This window comes from Pseudomonas sp. GM78 (assembly GCF_000282475.1).
GTDB lineage: Bacteria > Pseudomonadota > Gammaproteobacteria > Pseudomonadales > Pseudomonadaceae > Aquipseudomonas.
Map to the genome: position 1 here is coordinate 1 of NZ_AKJF01000087.1, position 20,661 is coordinate 20,661.

Consider the following 20,661-nt stretch of genomic DNA (forward strand, 5'->3'; position numbering starts at 1 on the left):
TACCGGCCTGGTCTTTACTCTGAAGCGCGCAACCTCTCAATCGCCAAGGAGAAAGAGCATGTCCGGATGGTATGAAGTGAGCAAAAGCAGCAGCGGTCAGTTCAGGTTCGTGCTGAAGGCGGCGAACGCCGAAACCATTCTGACCAGTGAGCTGTACACCACCCGCGCGGCGGCCGACAAAGGTATCGCGTCGGTGCAGGCCAACAGCCCGCTGGATGAACGCTACGAGAAGAAAACCACCAAGGATGGTCATCCTTATTTCAACCTCAAGGCGGGTAACCACGAGATTATCGGCAGCAGCGAAGCCTATTCCTCTGAGTCTGCGCTGGAGAAAGGCATCGCCAGTGTGAAGGCGAACGGCCCGACCAAGGTGATCAAGGACAAGACCCTTCCCGTCCTCTGAACCCAATACACCTCCCCTGTGGGAGCGAGCCTGCTCGCGATGGCTGCTTAACATTCGACGAAGATGTTGAATGTCAGACCGCTATCGCGAGCAGGCTCGCTCCCACAGTTTTTCTGTGTGTGTCTTGCGATCAGCGCAGGGCTTTCAACAGGCCTTGCAACTGGCTCAGACCCGCCTCATCCAACGGAAACACCGGTAACCGCGGATCGCCCACCTCCAGCCCGGTTTGACGCAAACCGGCCTTGATCGTCGCTGGCAACCCTCCCTTGAGAATGAAGTCCAGCAACGGCAACTGGCGATAGAACAGTTCACGTGCCTTGTTCAAGTCGTTCGCCAGTACGGCATCGTACAGGTCGAGATTGAGCTGCGGGATCAGGTTCGGCGCGGCCGTGCACCAGCCTTTTGCCCCGGCCGCGAAGGCTTCCAGCGCCAGGGGGTTGCAACCGTTGTAGAAGGGCACCTGACCTTCGCCCAAGCGATACAGTTGATGCATGCGCTGGATGTCGCCGGTGCTCTCCTTGACCATGGTCACGTTTTCCACGCCCTTGACGATGCGCAGGATCAGGTCCACCGACATGTCGGTGCCGCTGGTGGCCGGGTTGTTGTAGAGCATGATCGGCACGCCGATGCTGTCGCCGATGGCGCGGTAGTGCGCGAGGATTTGCGCTTCGCTGAGTTTCCAGTACGACGTTGGCAGCACCATCACCACGTCGGCGCCATGGGCTTCGGCGAGACGGGCGCGACGGACCGCCTTGGCGGTGGTCAGGTCGGACACGCTGACGATGGTCGGCACGCGCTTGGCCACGTGCTTGATACTGAATTCGGCGACCTGGTCCCACTCCGCGTCACTCAGGTAAGCGCCTTCGCCGGTACTGCCCAGGGGCGCGATGGAATGCACGCCGCCGTCGATCAAACGGTCGATGGAGCGCCCGAGCGCGTCCAGGTCAAGGTTCTCGCCGTTGGCGGTGAAGGGGGTGATGGTGTAGCCGATGATGCCGTGAATGGTGGCGCTGGACATGGTGTCTCTCCGTTGAAAAGGGGCTGGGTTCAATTCAGGCAATCGGCGTGTCGACGCAGGTTCTGTCGGGCGTAGTAGTTGAATGCGGCGGCGTGGCGCTTGGGCCGGGCAATCCAGTCATGGGCTTCACGGCCCAGCTCGGGAATGATCGGCTTGATGGTGCCGGCGCTCATCGCCAGCAGCTGCAACCGGGCGGCGCGTTCGATCAGTTGGGCAATCACACAGGCCTCCTCGATGGTGGTGCCGGTGGACAACTGGCCGTGGTGGGAAAGCAGGATCGCCCGCTTGTCGCCCAGGGCGTCGGCAATCAATTCACCTTCTTCGTTGCCCACCGGTACACCGGGCCAGCCTTCGAGAAACGCGCAGTCGTCATAGAGCGGGCAGAGGTCCATGTGGGAAATCTGCAGCGGCACTTCCAGCATCGACAACGCCGCGACGTGAGTCGGGTGGGTGTGAATGATGCAGTTCACATCCGGGCGGGTGCGGTACACCCAGCTGTGGAAGCGGTTGGCCGGGTTCGGCATGCCGTGGCCTTCGAGCACTTCCAGGTCTTCGTTGACCAACAGCAGGTTGCCCGCGGTGATTTCGTCGAAGCCCAGGCCCAGTTGTTGAGTGTAATAGGTGCCAGGCTGCGGACCGCGGGCGGTGATTTGCCCGGCCAGGCCAGAGTCGTGGCCATTCTCGAACAGAATGCGGCAGGTCAGGGCCAGCTTTTGCCGGTCGGTCCACGTATTATCCGCGAGGGTGTTTTGCATCTGGCTCAGCGCTTGCTTGACCAGTTGATCCTTGGGCAGTGCTAATGTCTTGGCCATATCGGTGTCCTCTTTGGCTGGGTCATGCATATGACACGAAAGATGCTATATGACACTTTGTGTCATAGGCAAGGGCAATTCGTCACCTCCTTGATGGATAAATCGTTCTACATGTCTATCCGTTTGAAATTATTGAGAAAAAAACTTGGCGTAACCCTTGAGGCGCTGGCGGAAAAATCCGGTATGACCAAGAGTTATCTGTCAAAAGTCGAACGCGGCCTGAACACGCCGTCGATTGCGGCCGCCTTGAAACTGGCCAAGGCACTGAACGTGAAGGTCGAGGAGCTGTTTTCCGAAGACAAGGTGAGCCTCGACAGCTACAGCCTGGTACGCAGCCATGAGCGCCAGCCCCTGGGTGCCAGCGACGACAATCCAGGTTACGCGGTGCTGGCCCATCAGGTCAGCGAACGCAGCTTGCTGCCGTTCATCATTTACCCGCCGACCGAGTTCGCCGACAAAGCCTTCAAGGAGCACCTGGGCGAGGAATTTCTGTTCGTCCACGAAGGGCAGGTGGAAGTGGATTTCGTCAACGAGCGTGTGCTGCTGAGCCGTGGCGATGCGCTGCACTTCAACTCACAGAAACCGCACCGGATACGTTCGGTGGGAGAGGTGCAGGCGCAGTTGCTGGTGGTGGTGCACAGCGCAGAAGAATGAGTTGACCGAACTGACGCCATCGCGAGCAGGCTCACTCCTACAGGGGGAATGCGTTCCCCTGTGGGAGCGAGCCTGCTCGCGATGAGGCCAGCCGAGACGCCGCTAAACTTCGACGGGAACCGATAATTTCGGGCTACCCAGCCCATGCGTCTTCGAATCAAAAAACCGCAACTCAACCCCGGTCCCCTCGAACACCTTCGCGTAATGCCGCTTCTGGTGCTGGATGAACGCCTTGCTGCGCGGATAAATCGAGATGGCCATCAGCTTCGGTTTCGCCAGGCGCAAGGCGTGCACGATATGACTGTCCTGCTCGCCCAACGCATGCCCGAAAATACATAACCCGTCACCATGGCCGAGCAACTGCTCGTAGCAGAACGACAGGTAATCCGAACTGCGGATGGTCTTGAGCTTGTCCGCGCTCGGCCCTTCGTTGATGAACAACGGCACATCGTCGAGGGTCTTGATCGTGTTGTTGATGGCGAAATTGCCCAGCAACGTGCCTTCGGTCGACATCAATTTGCGCGCCGTGCCGTCCTGGTTGCGCACCAGGTGCAGACCGCCGTGCAGGTACAGCAAGCGGGTCTTGTCGGTGGCGGTCACGCTCAGGTCGAAGGCCGGTTCTGAACCCTGGAACAGGTCGGTGATCGCTTCGGGTTGCTGCTGGATCGCCCAGTAATTGAGCAAGTCGTAGTTGGTGGTGAATACCGTGCGGTAACGGCCCAGTTCCTGGCCGATCGTCGCCAGGCTCGACGCCTCCACCAACCGCCACGGGATGTGTACCGCGTGCACGGTGTTGATCAGCGCTTCCTTGATCGCGTAGTAACGATTACGCGGTGCGGCGGAGCTGACGGCCAGGGCCTTGTTGACCCGGCTGGTGGTTTTCAAGGCGCTGAGCACCTGCTCGAAACTGCGCGTCTGCAGTGCATCGAACACACTCAGCTCGGACGGGCTGAGGGGTTTTTCTTCGACGGTGCGGGCGTTTTCGAACAGCGAGTCGTAGCCAAAATCGTCCCACACCGCACGGCTGGCCCCATTGCCCACCAGCAGACCGTCGAACGCAGCGCTGCTGCGCAAGACGTTCCAGTCTTCAAGTTGGGCGTCGACATCCTGGAAATCGGTCATTGCGGGGCTCGTCTCGAAGCAAAAGGTCTGATGGGCGGCGACTTTATCATGCTCGGGCGCTTCAACCACGGCGCGTCACGGGCGAAGGGCGCTATGCTGCGACTTTCGCCCGAACCGCCATTGCCGAGAGTCCGATGCTGCAAAAAAGCCTGATCCGCCGTCTCGACCTGATCACCCTGCAACTGTTTGTCGCTGTCCACGAAGAGGGCACGCTCACCCGTGCCGCCGCGCGTGAAGCGATTGCGGTGTCGGCGGCGAGCAAGCGCTTGATGGAGCTTGAGGAGGCGCTGGGGATCAGTCTGTTCGTGCGCCAGGCCAAGGGCATGACGTTGACGCCGGCAGGTGAAACCTTGCTGCACCACGCCCGGCAGATGCTGTTCAACGTCGAGAAAATGGGCCTGGAACTGGGCGAGCACAGCCATGGTGTGCGGGGTTATGTGCGGATGCTCGCCAATCTGTCGGCGATCATTCAGTTCCTGCCCGAAGACCTGCGGGATTTTTCCGAGCGCCACCCGCAGGTCAAGACCGACCTTGAAGAACGACCCAGTGCCGGGGTGATCCAGGGCGTGCTCGATGGCGTGGCCGACCTCGGGATCTGCTCCATCGACAGCGACATCAAGGGCCTGCACAGCGTGCTCTACCGTCAGGACAAGCTGATGGTGTTGATGTTGCCGGATCATCCATTGGCCGGTCGTTCGAGCCTGGCCTTCGCCGAGACGCTGGACAGCGATTACGTCGGGCTGCATGCGGCCAGTTCGATCAATATGCGCACCCATGCCGCCGCGCGTGAAGCCGGCCGGGTATTGCGGGTGCGTATCCATGTGCCGGGCTTCGACGCCATGTGTCGCATGATCCAGGCCAACATGGGCATAGGCGTCCTGCCGCAGCGGGCTTATGAGTTGTTTGGCCGGGCGTTGGGGTTACATGCGGTGCCGTTGACCGATGCCTGGTCGGATCGGGCGTTGATTCTGGTGGTGCGCGATGAGGCGTTGCTGTCGCCCGTGAGCCGAATGTTGTTTGAGCATTTGCGCGGTTAAGGCGTTCGCGTTTCGCGAACGCCCGTTGCCAACTGAAGGTTGGATTCCCAAGCCTGCTGTCCTCTAGCCTTGGCACATATTCCAAGAACAAGAGGTACCCCGCGATGACTGCCCCCTTGAGTGCAATCAAAGTGATCGAGATCGGCACGCTGATCGCCGCGCCCTTCGCCGCGCGCATGCTCGCCGAGTTCGGCGCCGAAGTGATCAAGATCGAAGCCATGGGCCAGGGCGACCCCCTGCGTAAATGGCGCAAGCTGCACGAAGGCACCTCGCTGTGGTGGTACCTGCAATCGCGCAACAAGAAGTCCCTGGCACTGAACCTCAAGTCCGCCGAAGGCATCGAACTGGTCAAGCAACTGGCAACCAGTGCCGACGTGCTGATCGAAAACCTGCGTCCCGGCGCGCTGGAAAAACTCGGCCTCGGTTGGGACGTGCTGCATGCCCTCAACCCCAACCTGACCCTGGTGCGGATTTCCGGTTACGGCCAGACCGGCCCGTACCGCGACCGTCCTGGTTTCGGCGCCATAGGCGAAGCCATGGGCGGCATCCGCTACACCACCGGCACCCCCGGTTCACCGCCGGCGCGGGTGGGCGTCAGCCTCGGCGATTCCCTGGCATCGCTGCACGCGGTGATCGGCGCGCTGATGTCGCTGTTGAGGGTGAAGACCGGGCAGGGCGAAGGGCAAATCGTCGATGTGTCGCTGGCCGAAAGCGTGTTCAATGTGATGGAAAGCCTGGTGCCGGAATATGACATGCTCGGCCATGTGCGTGAGCGCAGCGGCGGTGCCTTGCCGGGTATCGCACCTTCCAACACCTACCTCACGGCCAATGGCGCCTATGTGGTGATCGCCGGCAACAGCGATCCGATCTACAAGCGATTGATGCGCACCATTGGCCGCCAGGACCTGGCCGACGCCCCCGAGTTCGCCCATAACGACGGGCGTGCGGCCAAGAGCGGCCTGCTCGATGCGGCGATCACCCACTGGACCAGCAGCCTGCCGATCGACGACGTACTGGCAGCGCTGGAAGCCGCCGAAGTTCCCGCCGGACGCATCTATTCGGTAGCCGACATCGTGGCCGATCCACATTATCAGGCGCGGGACATGCTGCTCACTGCCGAGCTGCCAGGTGGCGCCACGGTGAAGATGCCGGGCATCGTGCCGAAACTCTCCGAGACCCCCGGAGGCGTCAACTGGTCGGGTCCGGGCCTGGGCCAGCACACCGACAGTATCCTCACGCAGCTTGGTCTTACGCTGGCAGACATCGAACGCCTGAAAGTTGAAGGAGTGGTGCAATGATCACTGATTATTCCGAGCGCCTGATCGTTCAGGAAGTCTCCCCGCGCGACGGCTTGCAGATCGAGCCGACCTGGGTTGAAACCGTCGACAAGATCGCCCTGATCAATCAACTGTCGCAGGCCGGGTTCAGCCGTATCGAGGCCGGCTCATTCGTGTCGCCCAAGGCCATTCCGGCGTTGCGCGACGGTGAACTGGTGTTCAAGGGCATCACCCGCCAACCGGGTGTGATCTATGTGGCGCTGATCCCCAACCTCAAGGGCGCGCAACGGGCACTGGCCTGCAACGCCGATGAGCTGAACCTGGTGATGTCCGCCAGCCAGACCCACAACCTGGCGAACATGCGCATGCGCTGCGAAGACTCGCTGGCCGCCTTCGGCGAGATCGTGGCGTTCGTGCACGGCACACCGGTGCGTCTGAACGCCAGCATCGCCACCACCTTTGGTTGCCCATTCGAAGGCAAGATCGATGAGGACCGGGTACTGCACATCGTCGAGGCCTATCAGGAACTCGGCATCCAGGGCATCACCCTGGCCGATACCACCGGCATGGCCAATCCGCGGCAGGTCGAGCGGTTGGTGCGACGGGTGTTGCAGCGGGTATCGCCCGCGGACCTGACCCTGCATTTCCATAACACCCGTGGCCTTGGCTTGTGCAACGTGCTGGCCGCTTACGAGGCCGGTGCCCGGCGTTTCGACGCGGCACTCGGCGGCCTCGGCGGTTGCCCGTTCGCACCCGGCGCCTCGGGCAACATCTGCACTGAAGACCTGGTGAACCTGTGCGATGAAGTCGGGATTGCCACCGGTATCGATCTGCCGTTGTTGCTGAAACTTTCCCGAGGATTGCCGGCGCTGCTCGGCCACGAAGTGCCGGGCCAACTGGCCAAGGCCGGACGCAATTGCGACCTGCACCCCGTGCCCTCCTGACCACACAACCCCCTGTAGGAGCGAGCCTGCTCGCGATGGAGGTTAACGATAACGCGTGTTTCCTGATTAAACGCGTTGCCCTCCAGTTCATCGCGAGCAGGCTCGCTCCTACAGTAAAAGCACCTTGACCAGACAACAAAAACAATCGGACACCCCAAGGGAAGTCCGCCTGGAGAACCGCAATGAGCCTGAATGCACTGGAGGCCGGCGCGAGCCCGGCCGTTAGCCACGATGAAGAAAAAGCCCTGGTCAGCAAAGTCGCCTGGCGATTGATGCCGCTGATCATGGTCTGCTACCTGTTCGCGTTCTTCGACCGCATCAACATCAGCTTCGCCAAGTTCCAGCTGCAGACCGACCTGAGCCTGAGCGACACCGCCTACGGTCTGGGCGCCGGGTTGTTCGTGGTCGGTTATGTGATTTTCGAAGTGCCGAGCAACATGATGCTGTACAAGGTCGGCGCCCGTCGCTGGATCGCCCGGATCATGATGTCCTGGGGACTGGCCACGGCGATGATGGTGTTCGTCAACAGCGAATGGCAGTTCTACGTGTTGCGCTTTGTGATCGGTGCGATGGAGGCGGGTTTTGCACCGGGCGTGCTGTACTACCTGACGCTGTGGTTCCCGCAGCACTACCGCGGGCGCATCACCTCGATGCTATTCCTTTCATCGGCCTTCGCCGGGCTGGTCGGCGCGCCGTTCTCCGGGCTGGTGCTGCAACACCTCGACGGCTTCCTCGACATGCGCGGCTGGCACTGGCTGTTCCTGCTCGGCGGCGTGCCGTGCATCGGCCTCGGTTTGCTGGTGCTGACCTTGCTCAAGGACCGCATCGAAGACGCCCATTGGCTGACGCCCTCGGAGAAAACCCTGCTGGCCAGCCGCATCGCTCACCATGAACCGCACAAGAGTGGCGGCTCGCTGCTCGCCGCGCTGCGAATCCCCGGGTTCCTGACCTTGGGCCTGATCTATTTCCTGATCCAGGTGGCGTCCTACGGCTTGAACTTCTGGGCACCGCAACTGATCCGTAGCGCAGGCACCGAGAGCCCGGTCATGATCGGTCTGCTGACGGCCATCCCTTACATCTGCGGCGCCATCAGCATGGTGGTGATCGGGCGCTTGTCCGATGCCTCTGGCGAGCGACGCAAGTTTGTCGCCGGCCTGGTCGCCGTCGGGGCGATTGGTTTCTTCTGTGCCGGGATCTTCGCTAACCACACGACCTTCCTGATCGTCGCGCTGGGCTTGCTCGGCGCCGGCATCATCGCCTCCATCCCGAGCTTCTGGACCCTGCCGCCTAAACTGCTGGCCGGTGCCGGCGCGGGTGCCGCGGGCGGGATCGCGGTGATCAACACCCTGGGGCAGTTTGGGGGCATCGTCAGCCCGGTCATGGTCGGACGGATCAAGGACCTGACCGGCAGCACCACGCCGGCGCTGTATGTCATTGGTGTCTGTGCGCTGATCGCTGTTGCGCTGCTGTTGTGGGGGTTGCCGCAGAAGCTGCGCACGCTGGACAAGTTCTAAGGACTCGCAGGCTACGGCAGCCCCCGCAAGGACCACGAACCCTTGTAGGAGCTGCCGCAGGCTGCGTTCAAGATGTTGCCGTGATCGCTTTCCCTGCCGAATCACCCAACTGAATCAACACCACCCCACCAATCAGCAACGCCGCCCCAGCCAATCGCGGCAAGGTGATTTGCCGCTCCACCAACCCGAACCAGCCAAAGTGATCCAGCACCAGCGAAGCCACGACTTGCCCCGCCAATGCCAGGGCCATGAATCCAGAAGCGCCAAGCCTGGGCAGCAGCATCACCGCCAACGAAATGAAAACGACCCCAAAAGCACCACCGGCCCACATCCACAGTGGAGCTTTGGTGATGAACGCCACCGAAGGCAACGGCAAACGCATCGCCAACATGATCGGCAACAACACCACAATGCTCACCACCAATGAAGCGAGGGTCGCCCACAACGGATGACCCAAACCGCGCCCGAGGTTGAAGTTGATCGCGCTCTGAAAGGGCACCACCGCCCCGGCAATCACCGCCAGTAATAGCAGGCCGATTGCGTGCAACGTACTCATACTCATTCTCCAACAGGTTTTGCTGGACTCTAGAGTATTCATCGCGCAGATTTAAATTCCGTTTTGCTATCCAGAACATGCATCAGATGAATGATCTACGGCGCATCGATCTCAACCTGCTGGTGATCCTCGACGCCTTGCTCAACGAACAACACGTCACTCGCGCGGCAGAGCGCTTATACCTGAGCCAACCTGCCGTCAGCCATGCTCTGGCGCGCTTGCGCGATCTGCTCGGTGATCCGTTGCTGGTGCGCGCCGGCGCCAGCCTTGTGCCAACCCCGCGAGCGCTGGAGCTGATGGCCCCGCTGGGCGAGGTCCTGGCCCAGGTGCAATCGCTGCTGGCGCCCAACGCCTTCGAGCCGGCCACGGCCAAACGCACCTTTCGCCTGGCGATGTCTGACTACGGCGCCGCCATCGTCCTGCCGGGATTGATCCGCACACTGTGTCGCGAAGCGCCGGGCATCGACCTGCAAATCAGCCACGCCAGCCGTGAAGGCATGCTCGACGGAGTGCTCAACGGTGATATCGAAGTCGCCGCCGGGGTGTTTCCGGAAATGCCCAACGAACTGCGCAGCACGGCGCTGTTCGAGGAGCACTGCGCCTGCCTGGTTGACCGCCAAAGCCTGCCCGACGACGGCGTCCTCGACCTGCCGACTTACCTTTCGCGCCCCCACGTGTTGCTGGAAATGCGCGGCAGCGGCACCCCGGAAATCGAACGCGCCCTGACAGCCTTGCGAGAACGCCGGCGCGTCGCGATCAGCCTGCCGCACTGGAGCGTGGCCCCGCAATTCATCAGCGGCACCGACCTGATCCTCACCGTCGCGTCCCGGGCCTTGCGCGATATCGATGAGCAGTCATTGATCGTCGTCCCGCCTCCGTTTCACATTCCGTCGTTTACCTTTGTTTTGGCCTGGCACAAGCGCCGGGGAGGGGACCAGGCGTTGAATTGGCTGAATGCGCAAATCGAGCGAGCCTCAGCTGATATAGACTGGCGCCCATTCACCCAAACAGCTCAAAAGGACTTCCCATGACCCCATCCCTGCTAATGGCCGTTCTCGCCTCGGGCTTCATTTATGGCATTACGCCAGGGCCGGGTGTACTGGCGGTGTTCGGCATCGGCGCCGCCCACGGACGACGGGCGGGGGCGGGGTTTCTCTGCGGGCATTTGTTGGGGGACGTGGTCTGGTGCAGTACCGCGCTGATAGCCATCGTCGGTGCGCGGGAAATCGGCAGCACGGCCTTCGATGTGCTGGGCGTGCTCAGCGGGCTCTACCTGTTCTGGCTCGGCTGGCGTGCGGTGCGGGCGCGTCAAAGGGTGGGCGAGGCGCCGCAGGGGCCTGCGCGACAGCCATTCTGGCACGGCATCCTGTTCGGCCTGACCAATCCGAAAGCGTACCCGGTGGCTGTGGCCACCTTCACTGCGCTGTTGTCCAGCCGGGCAGAGTTGCTGACCTGGTCGATGTTGCCGTGGCTGATCGTCTTGAGCTTCGTCGGTGGCCTGCTGGCCTACGCTATCCTCATCGGCATCGTCGGCGCGCGCCAAGTGCGCACCTTGTATCAACGCCATGAACTGGCTATCACCCGCTTGTGCGGGCTGATGTTCATCGGTTTCGCCATCAACGCCCTGGCGCATGCACTGCCGGGGTTGGTGACGAACAAGGCTTGACGCTGATCGAAGGACACGTCGGCGCTCGGTCAGGGAGGGTTCTTAATGGCTGCAGGCACCATGACCAGCACAAACTCCGCACCGTTGGCGAGCTACATTGACCTCCTGCTGGACGCCGTGTGCGCGGTCGACAAGCAAGGCCGCTTCGTGTTTGTCAGCGCGGCATGCGAGCGCATTTTCGGCTACACCCCCGACGAGCTGATTGGCCGGCCAATGATCGACCTGGTGCACCCGGCCGATCGCCAGCGGACCCTCGACGCCGCGAAGGACATCATGGACGGCGAGCCCAAGCTCAACTTCGAAAACCGCTACCTGCGCAAGGACGGCCGGGTGGTCAATATCCTGTGGTCGGCGCGTTGGTCAGAGGTCGATCAGCTGCGCATCGCCGTGGCCCACGACATTACCGAGCGCAAGCTGGCCGAATCCCGACAAGCGGCGTTGTATGCGATTTCCGAAGCGGCCCATGCGGCGGAAGACTTGCTGGCGTTGTTCAAACGTATCCACCTGATCATCGGCGAATGGTTGCCAGCGTTGAATTTTTCCGTGGCGCTGTATGACGAGCAATGTGCGCAGCTGAATTTTCCCTATCACGTCGACGACCACGAGCCGCACCCCGAACAGCCCGGGACCATCACCGCGCGCCTGTGCGCGGAGGTGATCCACAACGGCCTGCCGATCCTGCTGACGCCCGACCAGAGCGACCTGCCCTCGGAGTTCCAGGAGCTGGTCAGCGGGCAGCATTCGCCGTGCTGGCTGGGTGTGCCGCTGAACTCGCAAAACGGCACGATTGGTGCCCTGATCGTCAAAAGCGTGCCGGGAGGCGAGCGTTACACCGAGCGGGATAAGGAGTTGCTGCAATATGTTTGCGCGCAAGTCGCGACGGCTATCGAGCGCAAGCAGTTGCACACGCGCCTGCAGCACATGGCCCAATACGACCAGTTGACCCAGCTGCCCAACCGCGAACTGTTGCGTGACCGGCTGAAGCGGGCTCTGGACTCGGCGCGCGAAGATCACGGACGCATGGCCCTGTTATACGTCGATCTTGACCGCTTCAAGGAAGTCAACGACACCCACGGTCATGCAGTCGGCGACATGTTGCTGCAAACCGTGACCAATCGGCTCAAAGGCTGTGTGCGCGAAACCGACACGGTGGCGCGTATTGGCGGTGACGAGTTCGTGGTGTTGCTGCACAGCATCCACGCCTCGGGCGATGCCGACTGCGTGGCCGGGAAAATTCGCCAGGTACTGTCGGCTCCCATGCGCCTGGACGGGCACAGCCTGCACATCCAGCCGAGCATCGGCGTCGCCCAGTACCCTGAGCACGGGACCGAAGAAAACCAGCTGTTCAGGCACGCCGACGAGGCGATGTACACCGCCAAGCGCGAGCAACACCTGCGGCTTGTCTGAGCACATCGTCACCGTTCGTCGCGGCGATTTCAGCTTTTCTAAACCTTTTGGCGCGTGGAAATTCAGAATCTATGCGGGCGACGGCTCGCCGCGTTCATCATCAAGAGGTAGAGAATCATGCCTAACTCAAGAAACTCGAACTCGGGACATGCCAACGATCGAACGAAGACGTCTGAAGCCGGTCGTAAAGGTGGGAAAACCACGACCACGACTGTTGATAAAGACTCCTCGAAATCCGAGATGGGCCGCAAACCCGGGCAGAAATCCAAGTAAGGGATGTTGGTGGTTTTGATTGAGAAGCGGGAGCGAAAGCTCCCGTTTGAATTTTTACTGAGGAGGGCGCGACCATGAACCCTATGGCCACCCGATTACGCAACTGCGGCCTGGCCGCGTTACTGGGCCTGTGTGCCAACAGTGCCTTCGCCCAGACACCCACCGAATTCATCAACGATGCATCGGCCAAGGGCATCGCCGACATCGAAGCCAGTCGCCTGGCGCACCAGAAGTCCGAATCCAAAGAGGTCAAGGACTACACCATCGTCGTGATCAACGACCGCACGACCGCCAACCAGCACCTGGCAAAAATCGCCAAGGAACTGGACCTGCCGGTGGCGCCGCGCGAAGAGGTGATGGAAAAGGCCAAGGCCCTGATGCCGCAAGTCATGGACGGCGCGACCTTCGACCAGGCCTACGCGGCCAGTCAGGTCAAGACCACCGAGGAAGCCATCGAGCAGCTGGAGCAAACGGCCCAGACCACCGATGTGCCGCAAATCAAGGCATTCGCTGAAGAGACTTTGCCAAAACTGCAGAATCACCTGCAAATGGCCAGGGCCCTGCAGGCCAGTCGCTGACCCTTCTTCTGCGCGGGTGACTCGCGGCCACCCGCGCACTAGCGATCAGCACTTGTTCAGATCCTGTTTGCCTTTCTCCTGCACCACGGTGCCATCAATGGAAATGGTCTGGCCTTCGCCCAGGCTGCGGTAGTGCTTTCTCAAGGCTTCCAGCTCCTTGAGGTCCAGCGCCTCGAGCCCCAGCATCGCGTTCTGAGCTTCTTTCGTCACCCGCAGTAACTCATCGACTTTCAGGTGCAGGATGTCCGTGTCGCGGTTCTGGGTGTTCTGGATCAGGAACACCATCAGGAAGGTGATGATGGTGGTCGAGGTGTTGATGACCAACTGCCAGGTGTCGTTGAAACCGAAAATCGGCCCACTCAACGCCCACACTAAAATCAGGATGATCGCCCCCAGGAAAGTCGTGGGGCTGCCGGTCCACAGGGCAAGTTTCTGCGCGATTTTTGCGAATTTCATGGCCGTTTTCCTTATAAGAGGGCGCCTGAATTTCAGACAGTGGCGGCGGGGTGAAAATTCGGCTTGTTTGAGATCAAAAGATCGCAGCCTGCGGCAGCTCCTACGGTTTGATCCGATGTAGGAGCTGCCGCAGGCTGCGATCTTTTGATCTTGAAACTTTGCCCATTGAAAGGCTCGCATTGGGTTGCCGGCGTTGTATGGTTACGGCTGAAGTTTTCGCCCGCGCTGAAAAACAAATGCACCGACAGGAGAACGCAATGAGTTGGTCCGCCAAGCAATACGTCGCCTTTGAAGATGAACGCACCCGTCCCGCCCGTGACCTGCTGGCCGCCATCCCCGCCGGGGCAGTACGCTCGGCCATCGACATCGGTTGTGGTCCCGGTAACTCGACCGAATTGCTGGTGGAGCGCTTCGCCGATGCCACCGTACGTGGGCTGGACAGTTCGACCGACATGATCGAAGCCGCGCGCAAGCGCCTGCCGCAGGTGCGCTTCGATGTTGCTGACATCGACACCTGGAATGACACTGGCCCGTTCGATGTGATTTTTGCCAACGCGGTGCTGCAATGGGTACCCGATCACGCAACGTTGCTGCCGGCGCTGGTGAGCAAACTCGCGCCCGGTGGCAGCCTGGCGATCCAGATGCCGGACAACCTCAATCAGCCTTCACACCGATTGATGCGCGAAGTGGCGGCTGACGGTCCCTGGGCAGGCAAACTTGCCGAAGTCGCGGGGCAGAGGACCGAAATGGCCGATGCCAGTGTTTATTACCCGATGTTGAAAGCCTGTTGCACCCGCGTCGATGTATGGCGCACCACTTACCATCATCCGCTGGCGGGCGGCGCGTCGGGTGTGGTGGAGTGGTTCAAGGGCAGCGGATTGCGGCCGTTCCTCGAACCGTTGGATGAGGTGGAGCGCGTGCAGTTTCTAAAGCAGTATCAGGCTGCAATCGAACAGGTCTATCCGGCATTGGCGGATGGCTCGGTATTGCTGCCGTTTCCGCGCCTGTTTCTGGTGGCGACGCGCTGATTCATCAATCAGCGCTGAACACCGACCAACATCATCATCGGCCGCTCCCGTTCTTCGGCCAGTGCCGGTTGCACCTGGACCTCGGCATCCGTCGGTCCCCATTCATTGACATGCCGGATGCTGAAACCTGCGTCAATCAGACTGTTGAGTAACGTGCCAACGGTTCGGTGCTGCTTGATCACGCCGTCCGCCAGCCAGTTGGTTACGCGCTCACCTTCCAGTTGATAGCTATCCACCGGCCAGCTCTTGCGGCCCTCGGCATCGGTGATCCAGCCGGGATTACGCGGCGCCATGAAAATCGGGTGCTCGATGGAAAACACAAACCGCGAGCCGGGTTTGAGCGCTGCGTGGATAGTCGCGAACAGCCCCGGCAAATCCTTGATGTAATGCAGCGCTAGAGAGCTGTAAGCCAGATCGAAACTGTTTGCCGGCAGATTAAGCTGCTCCAGGTCTGCGCGTTCGTAGCGGATATTAGTGGCGCTGGTTGTGCTGCCAGCCCGATCAAGCATTTTCTGCGAAACGTCCAGGCCCAGCACACTGTCGGCACCTTGCTCACTGGCCCAACGGCAAAACCAGCCGTAACCGCAACCGAGGTCCACCACCTTCAAGCCTCGCATCGGCGGCAACATCGTCTTCAGCGCAGGCCATTCCGGCGCGGCATCCAGGCCGTTGATAGAACGGGCCATTTGACTGTAGCCCTGGAAGAAACCGGGGTTGTCGTAGATGTTTTGGGTCATGGCTGGGGTGCTCTGCTGTGATCGTTCGATGCGTTTGGTTACCGCAAACCCTGTGGGAGCGAGCCTGCTCGCGATGACAGTCGCATATTCACATACGTGTTGCCTGCCCGGGCACACTGCAACAGGGTTATCTGCTCTGCTGCAACACCTTGAGCGCTGCCGAGGCCAGAAAGCCCGAACGGCTTTTTTCTTCCGGGTGATGAAGCACGTACTCATCAATACGGTTGAGCAGGTAACCAGGCAACGTGATGTTCAGCTTCTGGGCCTTGCCCAGATATTTTGTTACGTCAATGTCCACCAACGCCCACGCACAGCCGGCGTACTTCGGGTTGCCTGCGTGCAGGGTCACTTTATTTGCCGGCGGGATGGGTGAGCCGTCTTCGGCCAGAATCTCGAAGTGACCTTCAATCGCTTCCCGAGCCATTGCCATCGCATCATCCAGATCTTCCCCTGCGGAAAAGCAGCCCGGAATGTCCGGTACTTCAACGCCCCATGAGTGCTCCTCATCTCCCATTGAAATCGCAATCGGGTAAAGCATGTTCGTTGTCCTCCGAGGACTCGGCGCATAGCGTTCGTCAGAGCAGCGCCTGTTGCAAAATACTGATGGCCGTTTTCTTGAGAAGATCTTTCTTCGGGTGAGGGACTGTCACCAGCCCCGGCTTGGTCGGGTGCTTGTAGTGATGATGGCTGCCTCTGATACGTACCAGATACCAGCCGTCCGCAACGAGTTGGCTAATCAAAAATCGGCTATTCACAACACCTCCCTGTGGTGCGCTAGTGGTTACTATACCTACTGGGCTTATTTAATCAACACTATAACCACCAAGCTTCCTTGGCTCAGTGAGAGTGCGATAGGAATGGAGTCTAGGAGACCGCTGCAGTCATGGCTTTGGGCAAGCCTGAATGGATGTGGATTGTGTATTGCGAGGTTTTGCAGGTTGGAGTCAGCTTTGTATTCGCCAAAAAGGCTAATGTCCTATGAAATTTGATAATAAACCCGCGTTTTGAGAAAAAAACGTTAACGGCTTTCAGTGTGGTCCACCAAATCCCAGGCACAAAAAAACCGGCCCTGAAGGCCGGTTTTTTCTATACCTGCATCCCCCGTCAAAAAACAACGTGAGACAAAAAATTTATTGGAGCGGGTGAAGGGAATCGAACCCTCGTTATCAGCTTGGGAAGCTGGAGTAATGCCATTATACGACACCCGCTCAGAGCGGTGACTTTGTACCAGATGTGCGCGTGGAAATGAAGTTTTTCTTTGCGTTTGATGGCTTTAGCTCGGATGAATCACATACACGACCCAGTGACGGTCGTTCGCGGGCAAGCCTCGCTCCTACGGGATTACGCAAGGGCAGCGGGGCTTGCTCGCGATGACGCTACTTCAGAGGGACAATGCATGGTGGTCCTGAACGTAGTGGAAACGCGGTCGGCTTTCGTGCTGGGCCGGCTTCAGGAACCCCAGTAACGCGTTACGGCTGTCTCGGCAGGCGGCTTTGTGTTCCATGTCGAGAAAGTGGCCGGTTGCATCCAGGGTCGTGAAAGTGGCGTGTTGCACGTGGCCGGCGAACAACCGGGCGTCTTCGGCGGCGGTGTATTCGTCCCATTCGCCGTTCAGGAACAGCAGCGGTACGTTGATTTTCTGCGCCGCCTTGTAGAAGCACTGGCGGTCGCTGTGCAGCAGGTCGCTGATGTGGTAGTGCATCTGACCGTATTCGTGATCGGCCAGGCTGCTGACGTGGCGGTAGTTGAAGCGCTTGAAAAGCGTCGGCAAGTGTTTGCCAATGGTGCTGTTGACCAGGTTGCCGACCCGGTCACCGTCGCGGCTGCCGAGGTAATCCACACCGCGCTCGAGGTAGTCGAGCATGTGCGCATTGATCTCAGGGGAGAATGAGCTGATCACGGCTTTTTCGATGCGTCGTGGCTGTTGGGCCAAGGCGACCAGGGTCGCGGCGCCCCCCCAGGAAAACGACAGCACGTGTTCGGCGGCGAAGTGGTCGATCAGCTCCAGGAGGATCTGCCCTTCGACTTCCTTGGTCAGCAATTTCTCATGCAGGTTGTGGGCTTTGGACTTGCCCGCGTAGGGCTGGTCGTAGCAGACCACATTGAACTGCGGGTGGAGGTTCTTCACGGTTTGTGCAAACGACGCAGTCGTGGCCATCGAGCCGTTGACCAGAATAATGGTCTTCTCTGCGGCGTCTGCGCGATAGAACTCCGTGTAAACCCGATACTGACCCTGTATATCCAACACAGCGATTTCTGGCCTCATGTCATAAGACTCCTGGCAAGCGGGTATGCGCGCAAATGAGATTGCACGAGCTTTGTGACAGGTAGGCATACGCCTTGAAATTGTTAGCCCATGTCGATCCAATGCAGCCCGGTCGACGGGTATTGTTATTGGCGGGCAGTCTGCCGGGTGAGGCCGGAACCCTAGGGTCCCTACCGGCAAAAAGTTTCTAAGAAGTATCTTGTGACTCATCGGTCACATTTCGGCCGACGTCCTGATTCAAGCAGGGGTCACGTCATCGCGCAAGTATCTTTGGCAAATTGTTCGACAACTTCTGCTGAGCGGTAGGCTGCTTAGATCAATTCGATCTCTGCATCGCTCAGCGGTCGGTATTCGCCCGGTTTCAACGCGCCGTCGAGCACCAGCGGGCCCATGCGTTCGCGATGCAGGCGCGTCACCTTGTTGTTGAAGTGACCGAACATGCGCTTGACCTGGTGGTACCGGCCTTCGACGATGCTCAGGCGCGCGCTTTTAGGGCCCAGCAGCTCTAGCCCGGCGGGTTGGGTGGTGAGGTCTTCGAAGGCGAAATACAGCCCCTCTCGGAAGGTGATCGCGTATTCGGGGCCGATGTCCTGCTCGGTTTCAACGTAATAGACCTTCGCCAGTTTGGTCTGTGGCTGGGTCAGGCGTCGCGACCAACTGCCGTCGTTGGTGATGAGCATCAGGCCGGTGGTGTTGAAATCCAGGCGGCCGGCGATGTGCAAGTCATCCTTGTGCGGTTCCGCGATCAGGTCGAGTACGGTGCGGTGCTGCGGGTCGCGGGTGGCGCTCACGCACCCGGCGGGTTTGTGCAGCATGAAGTGACGCAGCGGTTTACCGGCTTGCAGCACCTCGTCGTCGACTTCGACGCGGCTGAATTCGCGAACGTCGGCGTGGGGATCGCTGACGGTCTGGCCGTCGATCCTGACGCGCTTTTCCACCAGCAACAGGCGCACCTGCTTTCGGTTGAAGCAGGGCAGGTTGCTGAGAAAACGGTCGACGCGCATGGATTTGAGGATCAGTGAAGTACGGGGGCGCGCATCTTACTTGATCGACTGCGCCGTTGCTTGCAGCTGCGCCTCGACCTCGGCGCAACGCGGACACAGGCAGGCAGCGTTGCGCAGTTCGGCGGGCAGCGCCTGGAGCACCGCAGGGTCGATGCTGACGCCGTAGCACCAGCAGGCCCGGTCAGCGGTTCGTGGGTCGGCCAGGGTGCAGTCGTTGGGTGCGCCGCAGGCGGGGCAGAGGTCAGGCTTTGTCATAAGCAGGATGCGGTAGTTCCACGCAGGTTCGGTTGCGGCCCGATTGTTTGGCCCGATACATCGCATGATCGGCCCGCGACAGCAGTGTGTGCAAGGTGTCATCGGGTTGCAGGGTGGTCAGGCCGATGCTGACGGTCAGCTGCAAGCGGTTGCCATTGTACGCATAGGGTTGTCGCTCCACATGCCGGCGTATTTTCTCGGCGATCACCTGGCCGCCGTCACCGTCGGTGTCCTTGAGCAGCACGATGAATTCCTCGCCGCCCCAGCGACAGACGATGTCGGAGTGGCGCAGGCAGCTTTCCAGGTCACGGGCGAAGCCGATCAGCACCTGATCGCCGGCCAGGTGGCCGTAGGTATCGTTCAGGGCCTTGAAGTGGTCCAGATCCAGCAGCAGGGCCGTCAGCGGCCTGGGTTCGCGCTGGGCTTCGTGCATTGCTTGCGCGGCCAGCAGGTCGAAGCCGCGACGGTTGGGCAGTTCCGTCAGGCTGTCGAGCGCCGCCTGGGTCTGGATCTGGCCCTGGTAGCGTTTGATCACGCGGTGGAGCAGGGCCAGCACGGTCAGTGTGACCACCAGGCAAATCAGCAGGTTGAGGTACAACGAGCGGCGGATGTCGCTGAGGTCGCCGTCTTCGCGCTTGTCGACGAACAGGTACCAGTTCAGCTCCGGGATGAACCGCACGTTGAGGAAGTGTCCCTGGCCTTGGCCCGAGTATTCGTAGCTGCCACTGTGGGGCTTGGGCAGTTGGCTGAGCAGGTCTTTCATGCTGTCGAGTTCGGCCAGGGTCTGCCCGGCCAGGGCACCTTGCGGTCCGCCCTCGGCCCCGGTGAGCACCAGGCGGCCGAAGGTGTCGACGAAGTACACGCTGCGCTGGTAACGCTGCTGGTATTTGTCGATCAGCTTGATCACCGCATCGACCGTCAGCCCGACACCCGCGGCACCAATGAAGCGGTTGTGGTAGTCGTAGACCTTGTAGTTGATGAAGACGGTCAGGTTGTCCTTGTTGGCGAGGTCCGGGTCGACGTTGATCTCGTACGGGTCCTTCATATCACGGACACGGAAGTACCAGGCATCCCGGGGCTCGGTGGTCTTGACCTGCTTGAGCACGCCCTTGGCGTGGTAGTAGGTCAGGCTGGCCTCAGAGACGAAAAACGCCGTGTAGGCACCGTAGTGGGTCATGACCTCGTCGAGGTAGCGGGTCATCTGCCCGGTGTCGCGTTCGCCGTTGACCACCCAGTCGCGCATGAAGGTGTCGCGGGACATCATCGAGGAAATCAGGATCGGCCTGACCAGGTCTTTCTGGATTTCCGAGTAGACGGTGTCCGAGGTCAGCGGCAACTCGGTATTGACGATGTTGTCGCGGATCGACGCCCGCGAGGCGTAGTAACTGAGAAAGGAGGTGGCCAGGAAGCCTGCGCCCAGCAACGCGACCAGTGTGAGGACCAACGACCGTTGGGAATACAGCGGCGAGCGAAGTGGCATGGCAGTTCCATTGTCAGCAATCCGATGGCAGGCATTCTAAGGGCTATCGGGGGAAATAACTGCTCCATGTACGTCGCGAATGGTCGTTCCCATGCATTACGCAAACAATCCCTGTAGGAGCTGCCGCAGGCTGCGATCTTTTGACGTTGCTCTTTCGACAGCAAAAATCAAAAG

Annotated in this window: 24 protein-coding genes and 1 tRNA gene; 12 read left to right on the plus strand and 13 right to left on the minus strand. The window is 60.3% G+C overall.

Annotated elements, in window-relative coordinates; all coding sequences use genetic code 11:
- The first annotated feature begins 58 nt into the window (after window positions 1-58).
- Window positions 59-403, plus strand: coding sequence for a YegP family protein (locus PMI35_RS16990; RefSeq protein ID WP_008059395.1), 345 nt, complete (start codon window positions 59-61; stop codon window positions 401-403).
- 130 nt (window positions 404-533) lie between these two features.
- Here PMI35_RS16990 and PMI35_RS16985 read toward each other — a convergent pair whose 3' ends face one another.
- Together PMI35_RS16985 and PMI35_RS16980 are read right to left on the minus strand one after the other, a co-directional pair.
- Window positions 534-1,421 (minus strand): dihydrodipicolinate synthase family protein, encoded by an 888-nt coding sequence (locus PMI35_RS16985; RefSeq protein WP_008059396.1) that lies wholly within the window; start codon window positions 1,419-1,421, stop codon window positions 534-536.
- A gap of 29 nt (window positions 1,422-1,450) precedes the next feature.
- The gene (locus tag PMI35_RS16980) at window positions 1,451-2,233 is read right to left on the minus strand and encodes an aldolase (RefSeq protein WP_008059397.1); all 783 of its coding nucleotides are present in this window, start codon (window positions 2,231-2,233) and stop codon (window positions 1,451-1,453) included.
- Window positions 2,234-2,344: 111 nt separating this feature from the next.
- Here PMI35_RS16980 and PMI35_RS16975 point away from each other — a divergent pair, with 111 nt between their 5' ends.
- The gene (locus PMI35_RS16975) at window positions 2,345-2,887 is read left to right on the plus strand and encodes a helix-turn-helix domain-containing protein (protein WP_032831584.1); all 543 of its coding nucleotides are present in this window, start codon (window positions 2,345-2,347) and stop codon (window positions 2,885-2,887) included.
- 102 nt (window positions 2,888-2,989) lie between these two features.
- Here PMI35_RS16975 and PMI35_RS16970 read toward each other — a convergent pair whose 3' ends face one another.
- Entirely contained in the window at window positions 2,990-4,009 is a 1,020-nt protein-coding gene (locus PMI35_RS16970) for a DUF4917 family protein (RefSeq protein WP_008059399.1), read from the minus strand.
- A gap of 134 nt (window positions 4,010-4,143) precedes the next feature.
- Here PMI35_RS16970 and PMI35_RS16965 point away from each other — a divergent pair, with 134 nt between their 5' ends.
- The 4 genes from PMI35_RS16965 (at window position 4,144) to PMI35_RS16950 (ending at window position 8,781) form a co-directional block, all read left to right on the plus strand.
- Window positions 4,144-5,046 carry a LysR family transcriptional regulator gene (locus tag PMI35_RS16965; protein ID WP_008059400.1) on the plus strand — a complete coding sequence of 301 codons (903 nt, stop codon included), beginning with the start codon at window positions 4,144-4,146 and terminating at the stop codon, window positions 5,044-5,046.
- 104 nt (window positions 5,047-5,150) lie between these two features.
- Window positions 5,151-6,344, plus strand: a complete 1,194-nt coding sequence (locus tag PMI35_RS16960) for a CaiB/BaiF CoA transferase family protein (RefSeq protein WP_008059401.1) — start codon at window positions 5,151-5,153, stop codon at window positions 6,342-6,344.
- Complete coding sequence (locus PMI35_RS16955; RefSeq protein ID WP_008059402.1) at window positions 6,341-7,267, plus strand: hydroxymethylglutaryl-CoA lyase; 927 nt, start codon at window positions 6,341-6,343, stop codon at window positions 7,265-7,267. Before PMI35_RS16960 ends, PMI35_RS16955 begins: the two co-directional genes overlap by 4 nt.
- Window positions 7,268-7,449: 182 nt before the next feature.
- A complete protein-coding gene (locus PMI35_RS16950) occupies window positions 7,450-8,781 on the plus strand; it encodes an MFS transporter (RefSeq protein WP_008059404.1) in 1,332 nt (443 codons plus the stop codon).
- Window positions 8,782-8,848: 67 nt separating this feature from the next.
- Here the strand turns inward: PMI35_RS16950 and PMI35_RS16945 are convergent, their stop codons facing one another.
- A complete protein-coding gene (locus tag PMI35_RS16945; protein WP_008059406.1) occupies window positions 8,849-9,337 on the minus strand; it encodes a DMT family transporter in 489 nt (162 codons plus the stop codon).
- 77 nt (window positions 9,338-9,414) lie between these two features.
- Between PMI35_RS16945 and PMI35_RS16940 the strand changes: the two genes are divergently transcribed.
- From PMI35_RS16940 to PMI35_RS16925, 5 genes are all read left to right on the plus strand, one after another.
- Window positions 9,415-10,368 (plus strand): LysR family transcriptional regulator, encoded by a 954-nt coding sequence (locus PMI35_RS16940; protein WP_008059407.1) that lies wholly within the window; start codon window positions 9,415-9,417, stop codon window positions 10,366-10,368.
- Window positions 10,365-11,003 (plus strand): LysE family translocator, encoded by a 639-nt coding sequence (locus tag PMI35_RS16935; protein WP_008059408.1) that lies wholly within the window; start codon window positions 10,365-10,367, stop codon window positions 11,001-11,003. Before PMI35_RS16940 ends, PMI35_RS16935 begins: the two co-directional genes overlap by 4 nt.
- Before the next feature lie 60 nt (window positions 11,004-11,063).
- Window positions 11,064-12,410: a sensor domain-containing protein gene (locus PMI35_RS16930; protein ID WP_032831588.1), complete on the plus strand. Its 1,347-nt coding sequence runs from the start codon at window positions 11,064-11,066 to the stop codon at window positions 12,408-12,410.
- Between the two features lie 117 nt (window positions 12,411-12,527).
- The gene (locus PMI35_RS35280; RefSeq protein WP_081504815.1) at window positions 12,528-12,683 is read left to right on the plus strand and encodes a stress protein; all 156 of its coding nucleotides are present in this window, start codon (window positions 12,528-12,530) and stop codon (window positions 12,681-12,683) included.
- Window positions 12,684-12,757: 74 nt separating this feature from the next.
- Window positions 12,758-13,261 (plus strand): DUF4142 domain-containing protein, encoded by a 504-nt coding sequence (locus PMI35_RS16925; protein ID WP_008059410.1) that lies wholly within the window; start codon window positions 12,758-12,760, stop codon window positions 13,259-13,261.
- 45 nt (window positions 13,262-13,306) lie between these two features.
- Here PMI35_RS16925 and PMI35_RS16920 read toward each other — a convergent pair whose 3' ends face one another.
- Complete coding sequence (locus PMI35_RS16920) at window positions 13,307-13,717, minus strand: low affinity iron permease family protein (protein WP_008059416.1); 411 nt, start codon at window positions 13,715-13,717, stop codon at window positions 13,307-13,309.
- Between the two features lie 257 nt (window positions 13,718-13,974).
- On the opposite strand from PMI35_RS16920, the gene tam reads away from it, so the two are divergent.
- Complete coding sequence (tam, locus tag PMI35_RS16915) at window positions 13,975-14,745, plus strand: trans-aconitate 2-methyltransferase (protein ID WP_008059417.1); 771 nt, start codon at window positions 13,975-13,977, stop codon at window positions 14,743-14,745.
- Between the two features lie 8 nt (window positions 14,746-14,753).
- On the opposite strand, the gene PMI35_RS16910 is transcribed toward tam, so the two are convergent.
- From PMI35_RS16910 to PMI35_RS16890, 8 genes are all read right to left on the minus strand, one after another.
- Window positions 14,754-15,482: a class I SAM-dependent methyltransferase gene (locus PMI35_RS16910; RefSeq protein ID WP_008059418.1), complete on the minus strand. Its 729-nt coding sequence runs from the start codon at window positions 15,480-15,482 to the stop codon at window positions 14,754-14,756.
- A gap of 127 nt (window positions 15,483-15,609) precedes the next feature.
- The gene (locus PMI35_RS16905) at window positions 15,610-16,020 is read right to left on the minus strand and encodes a type II toxin-antitoxin system HicB family antitoxin (protein ID WP_008059419.1); all 411 of its coding nucleotides are present in this window, start codon (window positions 16,018-16,020) and stop codon (window positions 15,610-15,612) included.
- Window positions 16,021-16,057: 37 nt separating this feature from the next.
- The gene (locus PMI35_RS33890; RefSeq protein ID WP_008059420.1) at window positions 16,058-16,237 is read right to left on the minus strand and encodes a type II toxin-antitoxin system HicA family toxin; all 180 of its coding nucleotides are present in this window, start codon (window positions 16,235-16,237) and stop codon (window positions 16,058-16,060) included.
- Window positions 16,238-16,616: 379 nt separating this feature from the next.
- A tRNA-Gly gene (locus PMI35_RS0132610) sits at window positions 16,617-16,690 on the minus strand.
- Between the two features lie 173 nt (window positions 16,691-16,863).
- Entirely contained in the window at window positions 16,864-17,748 is an 885-nt protein-coding gene (locus tag PMI35_RS16900) for an alpha/beta fold hydrolase (protein WP_008059421.1), read from the minus strand.
- Between the two features lie 311 nt (window positions 17,749-18,059).
- Entirely contained in the window at window positions 18,060-18,752 is a 693-nt protein-coding gene (locus PMI35_RS16895; RefSeq protein WP_008059422.1) for a pseudouridine synthase, read from the minus strand.
- Window positions 18,753-18,788: 36 nt separating this feature from the next.
- Window positions 18,789-19,007: a cysteine-rich CWC family protein gene (locus tag PMI35_RS0132615; protein WP_032831586.1), complete on the minus strand. Its 219-nt coding sequence runs from the start codon at window positions 19,005-19,007 to the stop codon at window positions 18,789-18,791.
- Window positions 18,994-20,487, minus strand: a complete 1,494-nt coding sequence (locus tag PMI35_RS16890; protein WP_008059423.1) for a sensor domain-containing diguanylate cyclase — start codon at window positions 20,485-20,487, stop codon at window positions 18,994-18,996. Before PMI35_RS16890 ends, PMI35_RS0132615 begins: the two co-directional genes overlap by 14 nt.
- Window positions 20,488-20,661 lie beyond the last annotated feature (174 nt).